This window comes from Ensifer adhaerens (assembly GCF_002940685.1).
In the GTDB taxonomy this organism is placed as follows: domain Bacteria; phylum Pseudomonadota; class Alphaproteobacteria; order Rhizobiales; family Rhizobiaceae; genus Ensifer; species Ensifer adhaerens_E.
Genome location: NZ_PNFP01000005.1, coordinates 38,867 through 58,159, shown reverse-complemented (window position 1 = coordinate 58,159; position 19,293 = coordinate 38,867). Strand labels below are relative to the sequence as shown.

The window sequence follows — 19,293 nt, the reverse complement described above, 5'->3', positions numbered from 1 at the left end:
AAGGGGCTCTGCATCGCCCGATGGTTTCGCAGATCGACTGGCCGCCCGCGGCCGATGTCCTCTTGCGGGACAGGAGGAAATGATCATGCAGGCATTCCGGACCAAGTCCGCCAGCAGCAACAGCGCCCATACGGATTTCCTGCCGCCCGAGCACGGCGGACGCGCTGCCGCGCCGAGGCGTGCCGACTATGTGGATGCGGAATTCGAGGTGATTTCCGCTTCGTCGCGCCGGACGCCCTATCCTGTCTTCAACGACAATGCCAGGACAGGCGGCCGCCGGCGGCCGACGCTGACGGTCGTGGAGCAGCAGCCGTCGCTGGGCGGCCGATTGCTGCGCCTTGCCGAAGCGCGGCTGCGCGACATGCCCGCGCGCCGCTTCGCCGGGATGGTCGCGGGCGTTGCGCTCGCCTCCTTTCTGGCGATCGTCGGCTTTGCCGGCGATGGACAGGCGGACGTCCAGCCGCTGACGATATCGGGGATCACGAGCGCGCTCGACTATTCCGGCGGCATGCAGGTGCTTTCGGTCTATGGTTCGGTCGACAATCGTTCGGATGCCGAACAGCGATTGCCGCTCGTCGTGGTGGAGATCACCGCCAACGGGCGCAAGGTCACGACGACGCGGGTGATGCCCGAGGGCGCGGCCATCGCACCGGGCGAGAGCCGCCATTTCATGACGAGACTGCCCTACGCAGGCGGAAAAATGCCGGATGTTACGGTTTCCTTCGCCGAAAACGGTGTTTCGGCGCGCTGATTGTGCTAAGCGGCGCCAAAGGGAAGGCTTAAGGTCTTCCGGATGAAACGCTGGAGAAGCCTGGATGCCCGTCGTTCGCGGTAAGAATATCGAACCTCTCTATACGGCCGAAACGATCGCTGCCCGCAACAGCGAGCTGGCCGGTATGATCGTCAACGGTCCGCACAACGACCTCCTGGTGATCGCGGTGCTCAAGGGATCGTTCATCTTCGCCGCCGATCTGATCCGTGCCATGCACTCGGCCGGCCTTGCGCCGGAAGTCGAGTTCATCACGCTGTCGAGCTATGGCACCGGCACCGTCTCCCAGGGCGTCAAGATCACCAAGGACATCGACAGTGACGTGCATGGCCGCGACGTGCTCCTGATCGACGACATTCTCGAATCCGGCCGCACGCTCCGCTTCGCCAAGGAACTGATGTACGAGCGCGGCGCACGCAACGTCACGATCGCCGTGCTGCTCGACAAGCGGGTCAAGCGAAAGGTCGAGCTCGAGGCGGATTATGTCGGCTTCGAATGCCCGGACCACTTCGTCGTCGGTTATGGCATGGACGTCGCCTATGCCTTCCGCGAGCTGCCTTTTGTCGGCGTTGTCACCGGCGACGCCGAGTAAGCGTCCCGTTTTGGGGCATGCGCCCTGAAATCCGGTCGTTCGGCGTTTACCGAACACAAACGAAAAACTGGTTGTTTTGGTGCGTGCCGCAGTGATTCTCGATGGGATCGGCGGCGCTGCAGCGCCAGTGTGTCTCCCGATGATCCACGCGCTGTATCTTTCGATCAGGTGCGGGTGCCGGCGTGAACGCCGGACTCGGAAGCGAACGCGGAGGCCATGATGGCGAAGATCCTGATTACCGAGGACGAGGATGCATTGCGTTCCTTCGTCGCGCGGGCCCTGAGGCTTGATGGCCACGAGACGGTTGAGGCCGGCGACGGCGCCGATGGCCTTGCATGCCTCAACGAAGAGGCATTCGACCTCCTGCTCTCCGACATCCGCATGCCCGTCATGGACGGCATCGAACTGACACACCAGGCGTCTGCCGCCTTTCCGGCAATGAAGATCCTGCTGATGACCGGCTATGCCGAGCAGCGCGAGCGGGCCGACGATCTCACCGACAAGATCGTCGACGTCATCTCCAAGCCATTTTCCCTTCCCGATATCCGCAAGGCCGTCGCCCTGGCGCTCGCCGCCTGACGCGTTCGAACTGACGACCGGCCGCCGCAACAGCTCGACCCGACGCATGGATCTGCATGCGACGGGAGCCGATGTCGTTGCTGCTGAGGCAAAGAGCGCTCCTGCATGTTTCCTTCAATCGCAGCCGATTAAGGGACGAAACATGCAGGAATTCAAAGGTCGTTATCGGCCGGGCGGGCGTTCGGGCTCAGCGCATATCGAGCAGGCGCTCCAGGTATTGGCGCTCCGCCTCGGGTGAGAGGCTGTCGCCGAGCCTGCGGCGGATCTCCTCGAGGATCTGCCGGGCCCGTTGCGAATCGATCTCGTCGGGAACCTTGACCTGATCGCCGAATTCAGGGCCAAGGTTCTGCTGCCGCCGGCCGAGCGGGTCGCGCCCGTTCTGACCGTATTGCGGCACGCCCATGCCAGGGCCCTGACCCTGGCCCTGCATCTGGTTCATCATGTCCTGCGCACCCTCGCGCAACGCCTGCAGGGCGCGGCCCTGATTGCCAACGGCCTGTTCGCCCTGGCCCTTGCCAAGGGCGCCGGAGGCGCCATCCATTTCGCGCTTGGCGTCACCAAAGCCCTTGCCCGGCTTGATGCCCATGTTTTCGAGGCTCTGGCTCAGTTCACCGAGCTGCTTGCCGAGCGCATCCTGCTGCTCTTTCAATTGCTTCAGGGCGTCCTTCAGCTGTTCGGCGGTCATGTCGTCGAGCGGGTTGGGCTGGCCGTTCGGATCACCCTGCTGACCCGGATCCTGCGGCATTTCCTGGCCGAAGAGCTCGTTGTCCTCGCCTTGCAGCGGATCGCCGCGCTGCATCCGGTCACGCAAGGCCTGATCGAACTTGAAGGTCTCGTCCATCAGTTGCTGCTGCTGCTGCATCAGCTTGCCGAGCTTGTCCATCTGCTGGCGCATGGCATCGTTCTGCTCGCCCATTTGTTGCTGGCTGCGGCCGGCCTGCAGGTTGTTCATCATGCGCTGCAGTTCCGAAAGCAGCTGCTGCGCCTGATCGCGTGCACCGGAGCGGGCGAGGTTCTCGATCTGATCCATCATCTTTTCGAGATCCTGCTGGCGCAGGATGTTGTTCGGATCGAGCTTACCGGTCATGCGCGGGTTCTTCATCGCCTGCTGCGCCAGCGCCTGCATGTATTCCTGCATCGCCTGACGCAGTTCCTGCATCAGCTTGGCGATTTCCTGGTCGGAAGCGTTGCGTTCCAAGGCATCGGACAGCGCCTGCTGGGCTTCGCGCAGACGCCGCTCGGCAAGCGACAGGTCGCCGTCCTCGATGCCAAGCGCGATCTCCCAGAGGTATCCGGCCGCATCGCGCAGCATGTCGTCGTTATAGGCAAGCGCCATGCGGGTGCGTGCCGATTTCAACAGCAGGAAGTGCGTGAGATTCGGGATCCAGTCCTCGGCAAGGGAGGTGACGGCGTCGTTGAGGTCGATGGCGCGCGGCAGGTCGTTGGCATTGAGCGCGAAGACCTGGCGCTGTTCGGCCACGGCGCCGGCGAGCGGCTGCATGAACTGGCGAGCCGGCAGGATCATGTCCTGCGGCGGGCTGCGGCCTTCCTGCCCGGCGGCGTCCCGGGCGACGAGCGTGACCTGCACGCGCTTGCCGGCGAGCGGGTGCTCGCTGAGGTTCCTGCTGGTTGTGCCTTTGGCCTCGCGCGCGTTGCGGCGCGGCAGGTCGAGCCGGTATTCCGGCAGCGGATAGAGCGCGCGTGCACCTTCGGCCGGCGCGTCGAGCGGTTTGATTTCCGCGAAGGCCTGCGCCACGCCATAGTCGTCCGACGCGACGAAGGAGATTTCCAGCGCCGCGTTGACGGTGGGGCGGGGGATCCCGTCGAAGGCGATCTGCGGAACGCCGTCCGGGTTGATCTTGAACGCCCAGCGCTGGCTGCCGACGACGAGCTCGCCATCCTTGACGACCTTGTAGACGTGGTTGCGCACGGCGGCTGCGCTGCGCGCCGGATCCGGCGATGCGACCTCGGCGGCTTTCGGTTCCGCTTGTTTTTCGTTGTCTTCCGCGCCGACGACGGGAATGGCGACCGGTTCGCTCGCGCCGGTCTCCGCATAGCTTACGGGTGCGTCCGCCCCGGTGCCGGTGATCCGGACGGTGATGTCGCTGAACTGCGGGATGGTGATCGCTCCGGGTTCTTCCTCTCCGGCAGCGGCCGCTTCCGGCCTGCCGGTCAGAAAGACCGGCGCCCGCCCGGTGTAGGGCGGCGGCGTCACCCAGGCATCGACGCGCAGGTTGGCGGTCTCGATGGAAGTCTGCGGCAGCCGGAAGGCGTCGCTGAGCAAACCGGCGCGATTGGAATAGGAATAGGCAAAGGCCACACAGGCGAGAAGCACCGGCACGGCTCTGAGCGCGAAGGGGTCATGCCTGGCGATATCGGGCCGCGGCAACCCGGTATCGAGGGCGCCGATCATTCGCGCCATGCGCGCCTGGTGTTCGCGCCACAGCGCTTCGCCCAGGGGATTGTCGGTCGCGGGGCGATCGTCCTGCACGCGGATGGCCTGATGCGGCAGCGCGTTGCGCTCCTCCAGCATGCGATCGGCATCGGTACTGTCGGGCAGGCGAATCCTGCTGAGGGGGACGAGGGAGGCGAGGAAGGCTAGCGCAAAGGCAAAAAGCGCCGCCGCATGCAGCCAGAAGGGTGCTGCGCGAAAGAAGCCGAGCCAGGCGAAGGCGAGAAACAGAAGGGCGATTGCGCCCGGTAAAAGCATGCGCGGCAGAAGCTGCTCGGCGACCAGCACCGCGCGCGCCAGCCATCTCTTCAGCGCCAGAGTTCTCGAAAACGGCTTCGGTTGTGGCGTTTCATCCTGCCGGAATTGCGTCATCCGCCCAAGTTTCCTTTCGGTCGCCCATCAACGCTTGTGGCTGACCCAATATAGTGAGGCGACGGGGTACGCTCAAAAAAAGCGCGCAGTTTCGCCGATCCCGCTTGTGTTCAGGATACCATCGTTTGTGGCGAAGACGAGGGCGCAAACACAATCGTGATCGTCCGGGCGGCCGATCCACAGATTGTCGTTGTTGCGCCGGGGCCGCTCAGTCGAGCCAGTCCGGCACCGAATCGAGGCCGATCAGCGCGTCGTAGTCCTGGCGCGGGCGAACGACGTGGAAGCGGTCGCCCTTGACCAGCACTTCGGGGATCAGCAGGCGGGAATTGTAGGTGCTGGCCTGTACGGCCCCATAGGCGCCCGCCGAGCTGATGGCGAAGAGATCGCCGGGCTTCGGCATAGCCATTTCACGGTCGAGCGCGAGATAGTCACCGGTTTCGCAGACCGGGCCGACGACATCGGCGCGGATGCGCGGAGCGTTCGCGGCGGAGATGCGAACGGGGCGGATCTCGTGATAGGCCTCATAAAGCGTCGGGCGGATGAGATCGTTCATCGCGCCGTCGACGATGACGAAGGTCTTGTCGCCGCCGTCCTTCACGTAGATGACTTCGGTCACCAGAATGCCGGCATTGCCGACGATCAGCCGGCCCGGCTCGGTGACGATCTTGCAGCCGAGCGATTGCAGCTGGCTCTTGACGATTTCGGCATAGGCATCCGGCAGCGGCGGCGGGTTGTTATCATCCTTGTAGGGGATGCCCAGGCCCCCGCCGATATCGACGTGGTCGATCGAATGGCCGTCTGAGCGCAGCGTGTCGACGAGCTCGCGCAGGAGCTTGAAGGCGTCGTCGAAGGGCTGCAACTCGGTGATCTGGCTGCCGATATGCATGTCGATGCCGGTCACCTGGATGCCGGGCAGGGTGGCCGCATGCGCATAAACGGCGCGCGCGCGCTCCCAGGAAATCCCGAACTTGTTTTCCTTCTTGCCGGTCGAAATCTTCGAATGGGTCTTCGCGTCGACGTCGGGATTGATGCGGAAGGAGACATGGGCTCGCTTGCCGGCGCGCACGGCGCGCTGGTTCAACACTTCGAGTTCCGGCTCGGACTCGACGTTGAAGCAGTAGATGCCGGCCTCGAGCGCGAGGTCCATTTCCAGAGGCGTCTTGCCGACGCCGGAGAACATGATGCGGTTTGCCGGGATGCCAGCTGCAAGTGCGCGGCGCAGTTCGCCGCCCGAGACGACATCGACGCCGGCGCCGAGGCGGCCGAGCGTCTTCAGCACTGCCTGGTTCGAATTGGCCTTCATCGCATAGCAGACCATCGCGTCCACATCGGCGAAGGCATTGGAGAACACCGTGTAGTGGCGCTCGAGCGTCGCAGTCGAATAGCAGTAGAAGGGCGTGCCGACGGCGCGGGCGATATCGGTCACCGGCACGTCTTCGGCGTAGAGAATTCCGTCGCGGTATTGAAAATGGTTCACGTCAGGCAGCTCGGCTTTGAGCAATTCCAGGAAAGTGTGAAGCGGTTCCGTTCGGAATTGCGTAATTTCAACTAAAGGAGGGGATCGAGCAGGAACGAACGCTCGTCGGCCTTTTCTTTCTGTTCGACGGTTCCGGCCGGCGCCTTGGTGTTGATCGGCGCGGTCGAGCCGGGACGATCGAGATCGCCCTTGCGTCCGCAGCCGACAAGAACCAGCCCGGGGATCGCCAGCAGAAGTGCAAGCCGGGCCGCCTTCGTGAATGTCATCGTGATTTTCCTTCGCGGGAACTGATGCAGGTGCGATGTCTTACCGATTTTTCAGGCGCTTGTGCACCCTGTTTCTGCGGGCGGAAACCGCCCGCAGCTCCCCGCCTAGTTGCGGGCGCGCCACCAGGCGATCTGCTTGCGGACCTCGTTCGGCGCGGTGCCGCCGAAGGACGTGCGGCTGGCGACGGAGGCTTCGACCGTCAGGACATCGAAGACCTTGTCGGTGATGTCGGCATGGATCGACTGCAGGTCGGCAAGCGAAAGGTCCGCAAGGTCGCAGCCCTTCTGCTCGGCGAGCGCCACGGCGCGCCCAGTCACATGGTGGGCATCACGGAAGGGCAGGCCCGCTTCGCGCACCAGCCAGTCGGCAAGATCGGTCGCGGTCGAATAGCCGGAGCCGGCGGCCGCCTTCATGCGGTCGCTGCGGATGGTCATGTCGCGCACCATGCCGGTCATGGCGGCAATCGCCAGCTCAAGGCTTTCGGCGGCGTCGAAGACCTGTTCCTTGTCTTCCTGCATGTCCTTGGAATAGGCGAGCGGCAGGCCCTTCATGACGGTCAGAAGGGCGATCAGCGAGCCGTTGATGCGGCCGGTCTTGGCGCGCACCAGCTCGGCGGCATCCGGGTTCTTCTTCTGCGGCATGATCGAGGAGCCGGTTGAAAACGCGTCGGACAGGCGGATGAAGCCGAACTGCGGTGTCGACCAGATGACGATCTCTTCAGCGAGGCGCGACAGGTGCGTGGCGGTGATCGACGCCATCGACAGGAATTCGAGCGCGAAGTCACGGTCGGAAACCGTGTCGATCGAATTGCGTGTCGGGCCGGCAAAGCCGAGCGCCTTGGCTGTCATGTGGCGGTCGATCGGGAAGCCGGTGCCGGCGAGGGCCGCGGCACCGATCGGGCTCTCGTCCATATGCTCGATGGCGTGGCGCACGCGCGAGCGGTCGCGGCCGAACATCTCGACATAGGCCATGCAGTGATGACCGAAGGTGACCGGCTGTGCGGTCTGCAGATGGGTGAAACCGGGCATGACGGTATCGGCATGTTCCTCGGCGCGGTCGAGGAAGGCGGCGATCAGTGCCGTCAGCGCCTTTTCGGTGCGCTGCAGCTCTTCCTTGACCCAGAGGCGAAAGTCGAGCGCCACCTGGTCGTTGCGCGAGCGGGCGGTGTGCAGGCGACCGGCCGAGGGGCCGATCAGCGTCGCCAGCCGCGCCTCGATGTTCATGTGAATGTCTTCGAGGCGGCGCGAGAACTCGAACTGGCCACTTTCGATCTCTGACAGGATCGTGTTCAGCCCGTGAACGATCTTGTCTTTGTCGTCAGCCGAAATGATGCCTTGATGCGCCAGCATCGTCGCATGCGCTATTGAGCCGCGGATGTCCTGGGCATAGAGCTTCTTGTCGAAGCCGATCGAGGCATTTATTTCCTCCATGATCGCGTCCGGACCCGAGGCAAAGCGACCGCCCCACATCTGGTTGGAGGATTTCGTCTCGGAATTGCCGTCAGCCATGAAGAATGCCCGCCTTGGAGAATGAAATGCCCGACCAGAAGAAATCCCCCCCGGCCGTGAAACTGTTCGCGCTCGCCGCCCTGTTCGGCGTGATCGTCGGTGCGGCAGCGGTATACGTGAAGGAGACCGGGTCTGGCAATGGCGACACGGCTGAAACGGCGAGCGCGAGCTGCCCGCTGACCGGCGAAAAGGTCGCCTCGCTGACGCCGTTCATGAAAGGGCAGGTGGCCGCCATGTCGCCGGCGTCCTCGCCGCGGCCGATCGCGCTCGACTTCAACGGTCCCGACGGCAAGCCGACCAATGTGTCGGCCTTTGCCGGCAAGACGCTGCTCGTCAATCTCTGGGCCACCTGGTGCGTGCCCTGCCGCGAGGAAATGCCGGCGCTCAACGCGCTGCAGAAGTCGCTCGGCAGCGACAAGTTCGAGGTGGTGGCGATCAACATCGATGTCGGCGACGACGAGAAGCCGAAGGCCTTCCTCGACGAGACCGCCGTGCACGAGCTTGGCTATTATCGCGATGCCTCGATGGGCGTGTTCAACGCCATGAAGAAGGAAGGGCTCGCCTTCGGCCTGCCGGCGACGCTGCTTCTCGACGACAAGGGCTGCCTGATCGGCTCGATGAACGGCCCGGCCGCCTGGGACAGCGACGACGCCAAGGCGCTGATCAGCGCCGCCGTCGGACCCTAAGGGGCACTTCCTCCAGCGACCTGCCGATTGTCGCGCAACAGGTACCACTGAACCTTGTGGGGCGTGAAATGGCTTGCCGCTGCACGGTTCCATAACGGTGTGGGATGGTCGCCGACGATGAAGATGTCGGTCGGCGGCAAGGCCGGGTCCTCGGCAATCGCAGCAACATTGGCGAAGACGTCGGCCCACAATTCGGTCAATTCGCACACTTGCGTGTTCGCGATCTCGGCTGAATCACTGCCACAGTTCAGCTGGCCTTTGTGCTTGGGCACGTAAGGTATGTGGGAGTTCAGCGTCAGCCAGTACAGGAACGTCCGCTCGGCCGGCTTTTTCGTCAACCGGTCACGGATCGCCCCGGCGACGTCATTGTCGCACAGTCCCGCAAAAACGCTGCCGCAACGCTGGCTGAACCGATCGTCGTCGGTCGCAAGGTTCTCGAGGAAGTACGATTCCTGGAAACCAATGCTTGGATACCATTTGTCCCGTTCGAACATCTCTTCAGAAAATCCGTGGTACGACACGGTGCGATAGCCGCGGTCGACCATGGCTGCGGGAAAGCAGTCATAACTCGCCTTGCCAAGATAATCCCTGTGGTCGCCCCATTGCCCGCAGAGTTCGCGGGATTCAGCCCCGGTCGTCGAGCCCTCGAAGTTGCTGAGGCCGCTTGAAAGCGTGTAGCGCCCGCTTTCGATCGCCGGTTGGAGGCGCTCCGAGAGAATGGCCGCGTGCGCGGGATCAGACAATGCACCGAGCCCTTCCACCATGACGAAAAGCACGTTGCGGCCAGCCTGCGCTATGGTTGCGGGATCGGCGCCATTGTTTGATAGGGCGCTTTCAAAAAATTGCGCAGGTTGCTTCAGGAAGGGGCGATTGATGTGGCGCTCCAGCAAGGTCACGCCGAGTGCCAGCAGAACCGCTGGCAGCACCATTGCGCCACGCAGGGCCTGTCGGTTGCGATTGAAAAGGCAGGCGATGCCGATGCCATTGGCGACAAAGACGCCGAGCACCGCCAGATAGAAGGCCGACGCGGTAAGATCCACGGACGCCAGGTAGCGCATTGACTGGACCGCGGTGTCGAATGGCAGATTGAACACCGCCATAGCCACGAGGCCCAGATCGGCGACGGCGATCACCGGGAACAGCACATAGGCCAGAGCGGGTGGAGCACGCAGCGCGATCTGGCCGGCAAAGACATAGAGGAGGGGCGAAAGCGCTCGCGTGGCCACGTAGAATGGCAAGGCCAGCAACATGACCAGATTGGGCACCACTCCGAGGAGCAGGGCGAAACGCCACGCCCTCGCACTCGACAATGAAGGGACCGACCGTGCCGCTACCGCGGATATGGTTCTCGAATTCATCGTCTCCCCCACCTGTCTGGGAGAGATAACAGCACCGTCTTTAGATTACATTACCACCGCCGCAGGCACTCTGGGCCTGAGCTTGTATCCGGAGTTGCGACGCCGAGCGGACGGGGCGTCCCGTCGTTGTCCGGACGAGGCTTAGCGGGTCGGAACCGGCACTTCGCCGCGATAGTCGTAAAAGCCTCGGCCGGACTTGCGCCCGAGCCAGCCGGCTTCGACATATTTCACCAGCAGCGGGCAGGGGCGATACTTCGAGTCCGCCAGGCCGTCATAGAGCACCTGCATGATCGACAGGCAGGTGTCCAGCCCGATGAAGTCGGCGAGCTGCAGCGGGCCCATCGGGTGGTTGGCGCCGAGCTTCATCGCCGTGTCGATGGCCTCGACGCTGCCGACGCCTTCGTAAAGCGTGTAGATCGCTTCGTTGATCATCGGTAGCAGGATGCGGTTGACGATGAAGGCGGGGAAGTCTTCGGCGACAGTCACGGTCTTGTCGAGCGTTGCGACGAATTCCTTGGCGGTCTTGAAGGTCTGCTCGTCGGTGGCGATGCCGCGCACGAGCTCGACCAGCTTCATGACCGGAACCGGGTTCATGAAATGGATGCCCATGAAGTGCTCGGGGCGATCGGTCGCCGATGCGAGGCGGGTGATCGACAGCGAGGACGTGTTGGTTGCAAGGATCGCTTCCGGCTTCAGGATCGGACACACCTGGCCGTAGATCTTGCGCTTGATCGTCTCGTCTTCGGTCACGGCCTCGATAACGAGGTCGGCCTGCGACAGGTCGTTGATATCGGTCGAGCCCTTGATCAGAGCAAGAGCTGCCTTGCGGGCCTCGTCGGTCATCTTGCCGGAGGATACCTGGCGGGCGAGGTTGCCGTTGACGGTGGCAAGCCCTGCTTCAATCCGGTCAGCGGCCAGATCGTAGATCTGGACCTTGTATCCGGCGATTGCCGAAACATGCGCGATGCCGCAGCCCATTTGCCCAGCACCGATAATTCCGACCGTCTTGATCATCGCGGCGAACTTCCATCTTCAGAGGTTGGCGGCGAGGCCGCCATCAGACATGCAAACCGGGCCGGTTTGGCCGGCCCGGTAGATTGTTAATGCCAAGTCCGCGCTTTTGCCAGCCCTTTTCAGGGGCCAAGCGACCGGCCCTGGCGAATGCTTACAGGGCCTTCTGCAACTCGGGCAGGGCGTCGAAGAGATCGGCAACCAGGCCGTAGTCGGCGACCTGGAAGATCGGTGCCTCTTCGTCCTTGTTGATCGCGACGATCACCTTGCTGTCCTTCATGCCGGCGAGGTGCTGGATGGCACCGGAAATGCCGCAGGCGATGTAGAGATCGGGTGCGACGACCTTGCCGGTCTGGCCGACCTGCCAGTCGTTCGGGGCGTAGCCGGCATCGACGGCGGCACGGCTTGCGCCGACGGCAGCGCCGAGCTTGTCGGCCACCGGCAGGATCACTTCCTGGAACTTCTCCGAGGAGCCGAGTGCACGGCCGCCGGAGATGATGATCTTGGCGGACGTCAGCTCCGGACGGTCGGACGACGACAGGGCATCGGCGACGAAGGAGGAAACACCGGGGTTGGCGGCAGCCGAAACGCTTTCGATCGCCGCCGAACCGCCTTCAGCGGCCGAGGCAAAGGAGGCGGTGCGCACGGTGATGACGCGCTTGGCTTCGGTCGTCTGCACCGTCTGGATGGCGTTGCCGGCATAGATCGGGCGCTTGAAGGTGTCGGCGGCGACGACCTCGATGATTTCCGAGACCTGAGAGACGTCGAGCAGGGCGGCGACGCGCGGCATGACGTTCTTGCCGACCGAGGTGGCGGCCGCAACGATCGTGTCGTAGTTGCCGGCGAGCGAGACGATCAGGGCTGCGAGCGGTTCGGCGAGGTTGTTGGCAAGCGAGGCGTCCTCGGCGACGAGCACCTTGGATACACCGGCAAGCTTCGATGCCTGTTCGGCCGCCGTCTTGGCGCCGGCGCCGGCGACCAGGATGTGCACGTCGCCGCCGATTTTCGAAGCGGCGCTCAGCGCCTTGGCGGTCTGGTCGGAAAGGTGGTTGCTGTCGTGGTCAGCCAGAAGAAGAATGGCCATGATGATTTCTCCCTTTCCCTGAACTTACAATACGCCGGCTTCGGTCTTGAGCTTTTCGACGAGCTCGGCGACCGACTTGACCTTGATGCCAGCCTTGCGGCCCGACGGCTCCTCGGTCTTCAGCACCTTGAGGCGGGCTGCGGTGTCGACGCCGAAGTCGGCCGGCGACTTCTTGTCGAGCGGCTTCTTCTTCGCCTTCATGATGTTGGGCAGCGAGGCGTAGCGCGGCTCGTTCAGGCGCAGGTCGGTGGTGACGACCGCCGGAAGCTTGATGTCGATGGTCTGCAGGCCGCCGTCGACTTCGCGGGTCACGGTTGCCTTGCCGTCGCCGATCTCGACCTTGGAGGCAAAGGTGCCTTGCGCCCAGCCGAGCAGCGCCGACAGCATCTGGCCGGTCTGGTTCGAATCGTCGTCGATCGCCTGCTTGCCGACGATGATCAGGCCCGGCTGTTCGGCCTCGGCCACACCCTTGACGATCTTGGCGACAGCAAGCGGCTCGACCTGGTCTTCGGTCTCGACCAGAATGGCGCGGTCGGCACCCATGGCGAGGGCCGTTCTCAGCGTCTCTTCGGCCTTAGCCGGACCGACGGAAACGACGACGACTTCCTCAGCCTTTCCGGCTTCCTTCAGCCTGAGCGCCTCTTCGACCGAGATTTCGTCGAACGGGTTCATCGACATCTTCACGTTGGCGAGCTCGACGCCCGAACCGTCTGCCTTCACGCGGATCTTGACGTTGTAGTCAACCACCCGCTTCACCGTCACAAGTATTTTCATGGATTCTTCCCTCCAAGAGCTTTCGCAGGAAAATGCGCCTTAACGGAGCCGCCTGATTGTCGGTTGGCGACATCGATACGCGTTTTTTCTCCAATTACAATCGCTGTGCATGGCGCTAAATCGATATAATCCCGAGAATTGGAATTACGTTTACGTACACGTAAGAATGATCGATGGCAAGTGGCTTGGAGGCTGACCCCACGCTATCCCAGCAGGGCCGGGCCTGTCGCTGGCAAGCCATTGAAATGACGGCTGATCCTCGCCGGTGCCTCGCGTTCGCGGCTGTCAGGATCAGGTCTGGCGTCCCCAGGGGATGGGCGGTCTTGTCGCATCCGGCGGCGGCTGCTGGCCCGCGGTGACCGGCTCCGCCTTGTGCTCGACGGCGCGCGGGGTGACGATCGTGCGGTCGAAAAGCGGGACGTCCCGGCGTCGCAAAATGACCACCAGCACCAGGCCCGCGACAATGCCGCCGACATGGGCGCTCCAGGACACGCCGCTGCCGGGATCGACGACCAGCATGAAGAATTGCTGGCCGATCCAGAAGGCAAGCGGGATGGCGGCAGGCAGCGGCAGCGGGATGCGGAAGAACACCAGAACCCAGACGCGCACCTTCGGATGCAGAAGGAAATAGGCGGCAACGACCCCTGAGATCGCCCCGGATGCACCGATCAGCGGCGCTTCGGAGGCCGGGTCGAGAAGCCCGTGCGCCAGCGCCCCGGCGGCGGCGCACAGAAGATAGAAGACCAGGTAGCGGAAATGCCCGAGCGCATCCTCGACATTGTCGCCGAACACCCAGAGGAAGAGCATGTTCATGGCCAGATGCATGAAATCGCCATGCAGGAAGGAATAGGTGACGAAGGTAAAGCCGTCGGGGATGACGACGAGCGAGGGATCGAGCTGGGCGTAGTCGAAGATGAGCGCGGGGATGTAGCCGAAGCCGAGCAGTGCGGCACTGGCGAATTCTTCCGAGGCGATCGGACCGGTGATCAGCCAGACGGCGATATTGATCACGATCAGGCTGATCGTGACGTACTGGACCTTGATGTGCTTGAGGGTGTTCGTATCGTGAAGCGGTATGAACATGCGGTCTCCCGAAGCCCAAGTTGCGGCATGTTCCTCCCGCCGAATCTGGATCGGGCGACGATGCGCAAGCCGACGTTATCTGTTTTTCCCGGGAATCCAAAGGACATCGGCTTGACCTTTGTCATTTGCAAAGCGTGCCGCGACGAACAGGAAATCCGACAGACGGTTGATGTAGGCGATCGCGTCTTTGCTGACGATCTCGCCTTCGACATTGGCGAGCGCCACCATCTGCCGTTCGGCCCGGCGTGCCACGGTGCGGGCGACATGCAGGGCGGCGGAGGCAGGGCTGCCGGCCGGAAGCACGAAGGAGCGCAAGGGATTAAGCTCCGCATTCAGCCGGTCGATTTCGGTTTCAAGCCAGGTCACCTGGGCTGCCACGACCCTCAGCGGCTCGTATTGCGGCGTCTCGCCGGTATCGGGCGTTGCGAGATCGGCGCCGAGATCGAAGAGATCGTTCTGGATCCGCATCAGTGCGCCGTCGAGATCGGCGTTGCCGGCCGTGTGCTGGCGCGCCAGGCCGACGAAGGCGTTGGTTTCGTCGACCGCGCCATAGGCATCGACGCGGAGATCGCTCTTCAGCCGGCGCGGACCGGCGACGAGCCCGGTGGTGCCGTTGTCACCCGTCCGGGTATAGATCTTGTTGAGCTTCACCATCGGTCGTCATCGTCCTCTAAGGCGCGTCGCGATATTTCAGGTTCGCGCCGTGCGCTTTAAGTTATTGATTTAGCGCATGTCGTTATCGCAAAACTGCTGCGCACTATTGCGCGACATGCTCCAGGGCAAGTCCACGAAGGATTACGTCCGGGAATGCCCTCAGGTCGGACGGCCGCCGCCGGTGATCCAAAGGGTCACCATGATGAGCACGATCGCGATCGCCTGCAGCAGCACGCGTGCCTGCATCAGCTTGTTTGAGGTGTTGCCGCTGCCACCCCTTGCCATGTTCACGAGGCCGCGGATCAGGACGATCACGACGAGGCCCATGACGAACAGGGTCAGGCCGGTAAAGAAGCTGGACATCGAACTCTTCCTTGCAATTCTGCGTCAGCCAAGTCGGCCGATGATGCGATAAAACAGTGCCGCCGGCAGGAGCTTCTTCAGAAGCGCGCCCTGTCTGGCAGGCCTTGTTACAATATAGTGCGGTTTCGGTTTCTTTGCTGTCAGCGCGTGCTTCAAAACCGCGTAAACCGCATCAGGCCCAAGCTTGCCGGGCGCTGGTTTGCTTTCACCCTTCAGGCGCCGCATCTGCCGTTCGTATTCGGCCCGGTGCACCGAATTCTTGAGATCGATGAAGCGCTCGATATAGGCGATGGCATTGGTGGTGAACTTGGATGCGATCGGCCCCGGCTCGATCAGGCTCACCTCGATGCCGCTGCCGGCGAGCTCCATCTTGAGGGTGAGGGACAGGCCCTCGATCGCAAACTTGGAGGCGTTGTAGGCGCCGCGCCAGCGGTAGGGCACGATGCCGAGGATGGAGGAGCATTGCACGATGCGGCCCTGCCCACGCGCCCGCATGGACGGGATCACCCGCCGCGTCAGGTCATGCCAGCCGATGACATTGGTCTCGAGCTGGAGCCTCAGCGCCTCGGTCGGCAGATCCTCGACGGCACCCGCCTGGCCATAGGCGCCGTTGTTGAACAGCGCGTCGATGCGCCCGCCGGAAAGGGCCAGCACCGTATCGGCCAGTGCGGCGATGGTTTCCGGCTTCGTGTAGTCCATCAGGAAGGTCTCGATGCCCTCAGCTTCAAGGGTTTGGCGGTCCTCTTCCCGTCGCACGGTGGCAAAGACCCGCCAGCCGTCCGCATGGAGGGCACGGGCGCAATAGGCACCGATCCCGGACGAGCATCCGGTGACAATGATTGTGGGGCGAACCGTCATCCGGTCGAATCCTGTAGAAATCCTGCCTCGGTTTCCCATATTCATCGGCGGGATACAATTGAATTGCGCAAGCCGAAACCCGCCAGCGTTGTCGCCGCCGGGATCGTGCAGAGCCAAGGAAACGGTGTCGGGACGGACGCAGGAACGGTGCGGTCCCGGTGCCTCGTAGGATTGGAATGGAATGCCGGCATTTATACGCATCACCTGGAAAGTCGTGTTCGATGCGCTCTGGCATTTCAGCCTCGACGACGGTTGGGCGATGGCAAGTCACGTGGCGCTGTCGTCGCTCTTGGCCGTCTTCCCCTTCCTGATCTTCGGCACGGCGCTCGGCAGCTTTCTCGGCGCCGATCAGTTCGCCGAAACGGCGGTACACCTGATTTTCGACGCCTGGCCGGAATCGATTGCCAAGCCGGTCGCCGACGAGATCGTGCGGGTGCTGACGATCCCGCGCGGCGGACTGTTGACCATTTCCGTTCTCGCTGCGGCCTATTTTGCCTCCAACGGCGTGGAGGCGCTGCGCGTCTCGCTGAACCGCGCCTATCGCGTTACCGAGAGCCGCTACTGGTACGTCACCCGGCTTGCGAGCCTCGGCTTCGTGCTCGCCGGCGTGTTGATCCTGGCGGCGCTCAGCATCCTGCTGGTCGCAGTGCCTCTGGCCGTGCGTTACGCCGAAGAATGGTGGCCATGGTTCGGTGGGGTGCTTGCGACCGTCGACAATTGGAGCCTGCCGCTTGCGCTCGTCATGCTGACCGGCGGTCTGCTGGTGTCGCATCTCTGGCTGCCCGACGGCCACCGCAAGGTGGTCGACGTGCTCCCCGGCATCGTGCTGACGCTCGTCTGCTGGACGATCGGCGCCTATGCCTTTGCCTCTTATCTCGCGGCCTTCGCCACCTATGTCTCGACCTATGCGGGCCTGGCGTCGATCATGATCGTGCTCGTCTTCCTCTATATGATCGCGGCAATCTTCATCATCGGCGCCGAGATCAACGCGGCGATCCTCAAATACCGGGTCAAGCGCATGGTGCGGCGCAGCTTCCAGCTCCGCAACGGTGGCGAAGCGGCGAGCGAGGAGCAGGACCTGGCCGACTAGCGCTATAGGCGTCGCGATTGTTATCGCAAACCCGCTAGGCACTCTTGCGCGACATGCTCCAGGACTTCCTCAGGCGCGCGGCCGGCGGCGCGGAAGGCGGCGATGCCGGTATCCTGATTGCTCTTGGAGAGCTTGCGCCCATCCGGGCCGAGCACCAGCCGGTGGTGGTGATAGAGCGGCTCCGGCAGGCCGAGAAGCTGCTGCAGCAGCCGGTGAACGGCGGTGGCGTGGTAGAGATCGCGGCCGCGCACCACATGGGTGATGCCCTGAAGCGCATCGTCGACGACAACAGAGAGGTGGTAGCTCGAAGGTGCATCGGAGCGTGACAGGATGATGTCGCCCCAGGCAGCAGGATCCGCCGTGATGGCGCCGGTTTCGCCCGCCGGCCCCGCACCACTCTCCCTCCAGCTGAGTGGACCGCCGCCAAGAAGGGCAAGCGCCTTTGCCATGTCGAGCCGCCAGGCATAGGCCTTGCCGCTCGCGATGAGAGCCGCGCGCTCGCTTTGGCGCAATTCGCGCTCTCGGCCCGGATAGAGCGGGCTGCCGTCCGGATCACGCGGCCACGCTTTCCCGCCGGCCTCCGCATCGGTCACCGCCGCCTTGATCTCGCCGCGGGTCATGACGGAGGGATAGACCACGCCCAGCTCGCCCAGCCGGTGAAGCGCCGACGCGTAGGCGTCGAGATGTTCCGACTGCCGGCGCACCGGGCGTTCCCAGTTAAGACCGAGCCAGGCGAGGTCTTCGAAGATCGCCGCTTCGAATTCGGGCCGGCAGCGGGTCTGGTCGATATCCTCGATGCGCAGCAGGAAACGTCCGTTTGCGGCCTTCGCCATGTCGTGGTTCAGCAGCGCCGAAAGCGCGTGGCCGAGATGGAGCAGCCCGTTGGGGCTGGGGGCAAAACGGAAAACGGGTGGCGTGTCAGGCATGCTTTCCCTTTGCCATGGAAGGCGTATAAAAATCATCCGCTTTGTGGAGGCGTCATGCGGATCATCCGGACACATGAAGACATCGAGGCCGGGCTTTCCGGCCTTGTGATGCTCGATGCGCGCCTCGGGCACGTCGTTGCCAGAGCCGGCCCGGTGCCGCTGCGGCGCACCGATCCCGGCTATCGCGGGCTCGCCAGCATCATCGTTTCGCAAATGGTCTCGAAGGCGAGCGCTGCGGCGATCTGGCGGCGCATGGAGGAGAGGCTCGGCGAGGTCACGGCGGCAGGCGTCAATTCGCTGAGCGACGAGGATTGCCGGGCGATCGGTCTGTCGCGGGCCAAGGCCGAAGCGCTGAGGCGCGTGGCCGAAGTGGTCGTCGGCGGCGAGATCGATCTCGACGCCATCTGCAACGTCGAGGCGGCGGAGGCGATCCGGGAGCTGACGGCGATCAAGGGGGTGGGGCGCTGGACGGCGGAGGTCTATCTGCTTTTCTGCGCCGGCCATCCGGATGTCTTTCCCTCCGGCGACGTGGCGCTGCAGAACGCGATCGGTCACGGACTGGGCCTGGATTTGCGCCCGACCGCACGCGAAATTGATTCGCTCGCCGCCTCCTGGTCGCCCTGGCGCAGTGTCGCCGCACGTCTCTTCTGGGCTTATTACTCGCAGGAAATGCGCCGTGATGCTGTTCCTGTGACACCTTGAAGGAAAAAGCGAATCCAGCGCACGCATTTTTGTTTCCGGCTTCACAATCCTGTTGCAACGGGCCTAATATAGAAGGTGCAGATGCCGAATCGATCAGGAGAATACGCTTGACGATTGCAGTCTCACCACAGGCCTTGCCGGCGCTCGTCTTGAACGCTGACTATAGGCCGCTGAGTTACTACCCCTTGTCGCTTTGGTCCTGGCAGGACGCGATCAAGGCCGTCTTCCTTGACCGCGTAAACATCCTTGCCGAGTACGAACATTCGGTGTCGTCTCCGAGCTTCTCGATGCGACTGCCGAGCGTTGTTTGCCTCAAGAGCTACGTGCAGCCCTCGCGCCACCCGGCCTTCACCCGGTTCAACGTGTTCCTGCGCGATAAATTCGAATGCCAGTATTGCGGTTCGCCCGACGATCTCACCTTCGATCACGTGGTGCCCCGCGCTCACGGTGGCCAGACGACCTGGGACAATGTCGTCGCAGCCTGTTCGCCCTGCAATCTACGCAAGGGCAGCAAGCTGCCGAAGCAGGCCGGCATGTTCCCGCACCAGAGGCCCTACCAGCCGACGGTCCAGGATCTGCACAACAACGGCCGGCTCTTTCCGCCGAACCATCTGCATGAAAGCTGGATGGACTATCTCTACTGGGACGTCGAACTGCAGCCCTGACGCTGTTCGTGCCTTCTTGCCGG

The 19,293-nt window shown here is 63.3% G+C and carries 20 protein-coding genes; 7 read left to right on the top strand and 13 right to left on the bottom strand.

Annotation, left to right across the window (positions count from 1 at the left end):
* Positions 1-85: 85 nt before the first annotated feature.
* The 3 genes from C1A35_RS11310 to C1A35_RS11300 all read left to right on the top strand — a co-directional run bounded on the left by C1A35_RS11310 (position 86) and on the right by C1A35_RS11300 (position 1,940).
* Positions 86-751, top strand: a complete 666-nt coding sequence (locus C1A35_RS11310; protein WP_104664706.1) for a hypothetical protein — start codon at positions 86-88, stop codon at positions 749-751.
* Between the two features lie 64 nt (positions 752-815).
* Positions 816-1,361, top strand: coding sequence for a hypoxanthine phosphoribosyltransferase (gene hpt, locus C1A35_RS11305; RefSeq protein WP_104664430.1), 546 nt, complete (start codon positions 816-818; stop codon positions 1,359-1,361).
* A gap of 219 nt (positions 1,362-1,580) precedes the next feature.
* On the top strand, positions 1,581-1,940 hold the full coding sequence (locus C1A35_RS11300; protein ID WP_077959870.1) for a response regulator: 360 nt from the start codon (positions 1,581-1,583) through the stop codon (positions 1,938-1,940).
* 187 nt (positions 1,941-2,127) lie between these two features.
* Here the strand turns inward: C1A35_RS11300 and C1A35_RS11295 are convergent, their stop codons facing one another.
* From C1A35_RS11295 to argH, 4 genes are all read right to left on the bottom strand, one after another.
* Positions 2,128-4,764: a TIGR02302 family protein gene (locus C1A35_RS11295; RefSeq protein ID WP_104664429.1), complete on the bottom strand. Its 2,637-nt coding sequence runs from the start codon at positions 4,762-4,764 to the stop codon at positions 2,128-2,130.
* A gap of 208 nt (positions 4,765-4,972) precedes the next feature.
* Positions 4,973-6,241, bottom strand: coding sequence for a diaminopimelate decarboxylase (gene lysA, locus C1A35_RS11290; RefSeq protein WP_104664705.1), 1,269 nt, complete (start codon positions 6,239-6,241; stop codon positions 4,973-4,975).
* A 71-nt stretch (positions 6,242-6,312) separates the two neighbouring features.
* Positions 6,313-6,507, bottom strand: a complete 195-nt coding sequence (lptM, locus tag C1A35_RS11285; protein ID WP_034806616.1) for an LPS translocon maturation chaperone LptM — start codon at positions 6,505-6,507, stop codon at positions 6,313-6,315.
* A 105-nt stretch (positions 6,508-6,612) separates the two neighbouring features.
* The gene (argH, locus tag C1A35_RS11280; RefSeq protein WP_104664428.1) at positions 6,613-8,016 is read right to left on the bottom strand and encodes an argininosuccinate lyase; all 1,404 of its coding nucleotides are present in this window, start codon (positions 8,014-8,016) and stop codon (positions 6,613-6,615) included.
* A gap of 26 nt (positions 8,017-8,042) precedes the next feature.
* Between argH and tlpA the strand changes: the two genes are divergently transcribed.
* Entirely contained in the window at positions 8,043-8,702 is a 660-nt protein-coding gene (tlpA, locus tag C1A35_RS11275; RefSeq protein ID WP_104664427.1) for a thiol:disulfide interchange protein TlpA, read from the top strand.
* On the opposite strand, the gene C1A35_RS11270 is transcribed toward tlpA, so the two are convergent.
* The 8 genes from C1A35_RS11270 to C1A35_RS11235 all read right to left on the bottom strand — a co-directional run bounded on the left by C1A35_RS11270 (position 8,699) and on the right by C1A35_RS11235 (position 15,887).
* On the bottom strand, positions 8,699-9,967 hold the full coding sequence (locus tag C1A35_RS11270; RefSeq protein WP_210202582.1) for a sulfatase-like hydrolase/transferase: 1,269 nt from the start codon (positions 9,965-9,967) through the stop codon (positions 8,699-8,701). The two genes, tlpA and C1A35_RS11270, sit on opposite strands and share 4 nt — an antisense overlap.
* A 234-nt stretch (positions 9,968-10,201) precedes the next feature.
* Positions 10,202-11,074, bottom strand: a complete 873-nt coding sequence (locus C1A35_RS11265) for a 3-hydroxybutyryl-CoA dehydrogenase (RefSeq protein ID WP_065774654.1) — start codon at positions 11,072-11,074, stop codon at positions 10,202-10,204.
* 151 nt (positions 11,075-11,225) lie between these two features.
* Positions 11,226-12,155, bottom strand: a complete 930-nt coding sequence (locus C1A35_RS11260; protein ID WP_104664425.1) for an electron transfer flavoprotein subunit alpha/FixB family protein — start codon at positions 12,153-12,155, stop codon at positions 11,226-11,228.
* A gap of 24 nt (positions 12,156-12,179) precedes the next feature.
* Positions 12,180-12,929 (bottom strand): electron transfer flavoprotein subunit beta/FixA family protein, encoded by a 750-nt coding sequence (locus C1A35_RS11255; protein WP_060518495.1) that lies wholly within the window; start codon positions 12,927-12,929, stop codon positions 12,180-12,182.
* Positions 12,930-13,220: 291 nt separating this feature from the next.
* Positions 13,221-14,012, bottom strand: coding sequence for a rhomboid family intramembrane serine protease (locus C1A35_RS11250; protein WP_104664424.1), 792 nt, complete (start codon positions 14,010-14,012; stop codon positions 13,221-13,223).
* A 75-nt stretch (positions 14,013-14,087) separates the two neighbouring features.
* Positions 14,088-14,666 carry a cob(I)yrinic acid a,c-diamide adenosyltransferase gene (locus C1A35_RS11245; protein WP_104664423.1) on the bottom strand — a complete coding sequence of 193 codons (579 nt, stop codon included), beginning with the start codon at positions 14,664-14,666 and terminating at the stop codon, positions 14,088-14,090.
* 159 nt (positions 14,667-14,825) lie between these two features.
* Positions 14,826-15,029, bottom strand: a complete 204-nt coding sequence (locus C1A35_RS11240) for a twin transmembrane helix small protein (protein WP_104664422.1) — start codon at positions 15,027-15,029, stop codon at positions 14,826-14,828.
* A 24-nt stretch (positions 15,030-15,053) separates the two neighbouring features.
* On the bottom strand, positions 15,054-15,887 hold the full coding sequence (locus C1A35_RS11235; protein ID WP_104664421.1) for an SDR family oxidoreductase: 834 nt from the start codon (positions 15,885-15,887) through the stop codon (positions 15,054-15,056).
* Between the two features lie 181 nt (positions 15,888-16,068).
* Between C1A35_RS11235 and C1A35_RS11230 the strand changes: the two genes are divergently transcribed.
* Complete coding sequence (locus C1A35_RS11230; protein ID WP_104664420.1) at positions 16,069-16,977, top strand: YihY/virulence factor BrkB family protein; 909 nt, start codon at positions 16,069-16,071, stop codon at positions 16,975-16,977.
* A 20-nt stretch (positions 16,978-16,997) separates the two neighbouring features.
* Here the strand turns inward: C1A35_RS11230 and gluQRS are convergent, their stop codons facing one another.
* A complete protein-coding gene (gene gluQRS, locus C1A35_RS11225; RefSeq protein WP_234822849.1) occupies positions 16,998-17,903 on the bottom strand; it encodes a tRNA glutamyl-Q(34) synthetase GluQRS in 906 nt (301 codons plus the stop codon).
* A gap of 54 nt (positions 17,904-17,957) precedes the next feature.
* On the opposite strand from gluQRS, the gene C1A35_RS11220 reads away from it, so the two are divergent.
* On the top strand, positions 17,958-18,605 hold the full coding sequence (locus tag C1A35_RS11220; RefSeq protein WP_104664418.1) for a DNA-3-methyladenine glycosylase family protein: 648 nt from the start codon (positions 17,958-17,960) through the stop codon (positions 18,603-18,605).
* Positions 18,606-18,712: 107 nt separating this feature from the next.
* Complete coding sequence (locus C1A35_RS11215) at positions 18,713-19,270, top strand: HNH endonuclease (RefSeq protein WP_043623031.1); 558 nt, start codon at positions 18,713-18,715, stop codon at positions 19,268-19,270.
* Positions 19,271-19,293: the final 23 nt, after the last annotated feature.

Bases quoted from the DNA above. Each gene is read 5' to 3' on its own strand.
- C1A35_RS11310 (WP_104664706.1), top strand. From the start codon at position 86: ATGCAGGCATTCCGGACCAAGTCCGCCAGCAGCAACAGCGCCCATACG.
- hpt (WP_104664430.1), top strand. From the start codon at position 816: ATGCCCGTCGTTCGCGGTAAGAATATCGAACCTCTCTATACGGCCGAA.
- C1A35_RS11300 (WP_077959870.1), top strand. From the start codon at position 1,581: ATGGCGAAGATCCTGATTACCGAGGACGAGGATGCATTGCGTTCCTTC.
- C1A35_RS11295 (WP_104664429.1), bottom strand. From the start codon at position 4,764: ATGACGCAATTCCGGCAGGATGAAACGCCACAACCGAAGCCGTTTTCG.
- lptM (WP_034806616.1), bottom strand. From the start codon at position 6,507: ATGACATTCACGAAGGCGGCCCGGCTTGCACTTCTGCTGGCGATCCCC.
- argH (WP_104664428.1), bottom strand. From the start codon at position 8,016: ATGGCTGACGGCAATTCCGAGACGAAATCCTCCAACCAGATGTGGGGC.
- tlpA (WP_104664427.1), top strand. From the start codon at position 8,043: ATGCCCGACCAGAAGAAATCCCCCCCGGCCGTGAAACTGTTCGCGCTC.
- C1A35_RS11265 (WP_065774654.1), bottom strand. From the start codon at position 11,074: ATGATCAAGACGGTCGGAATTATCGGTGCTGGGCAAATGGGCTGCGGC.
- C1A35_RS11260 (WP_104664425.1), bottom strand. From the start codon at position 12,155: ATGGCCATTCTTCTTCTGGCTGACCACGACAGCAACCACCTTTCCGAC.
- C1A35_RS11255 (WP_060518495.1), bottom strand. From the start codon at position 12,929: ATGAAAATACTTGTGACGGTGAAGCGGGTGGTTGACTACAACGTCAAG.
- C1A35_RS11250 (WP_104664424.1), bottom strand. From the start codon at position 14,012: ATGTTCATACCGCTTCACGATACGAACACCCTCAAGCACATCAAGGTC.
- C1A35_RS11245 (WP_104664423.1), bottom strand. From the start codon at position 14,666: ATGGTGAAGCTCAACAAGATCTATACCCGGACGGGTGACAACGGCACC.
- C1A35_RS11240 (WP_104664422.1), bottom strand. From the start codon at position 15,029: ATGTCCAGCTTCTTTACCGGCCTGACCCTGTTCGTCATGGGCCTCGTC.
- C1A35_RS11235 (WP_104664421.1), bottom strand. From the start codon at position 15,887: ATGACGGTTCGCCCCACAATCATTGTCACCGGATGCTCGTCCGGGATC.
- C1A35_RS11230 (WP_104664420.1), top strand. From the start codon at position 16,069: ATGCCGGCATTTATACGCATCACCTGGAAAGTCGTGTTCGATGCGCTC.
- gluQRS (WP_234822849.1), bottom strand. From the start codon at position 17,903: ATGCCTGACACGCCACCCGTTTTCCGTTTTGCCCCCAGCCCCAACGGG.
- C1A35_RS11220 (WP_104664418.1), top strand. From the start codon at position 17,958: ATGCGGATCATCCGGACACATGAAGACATCGAGGCCGGGCTTTCCGGC.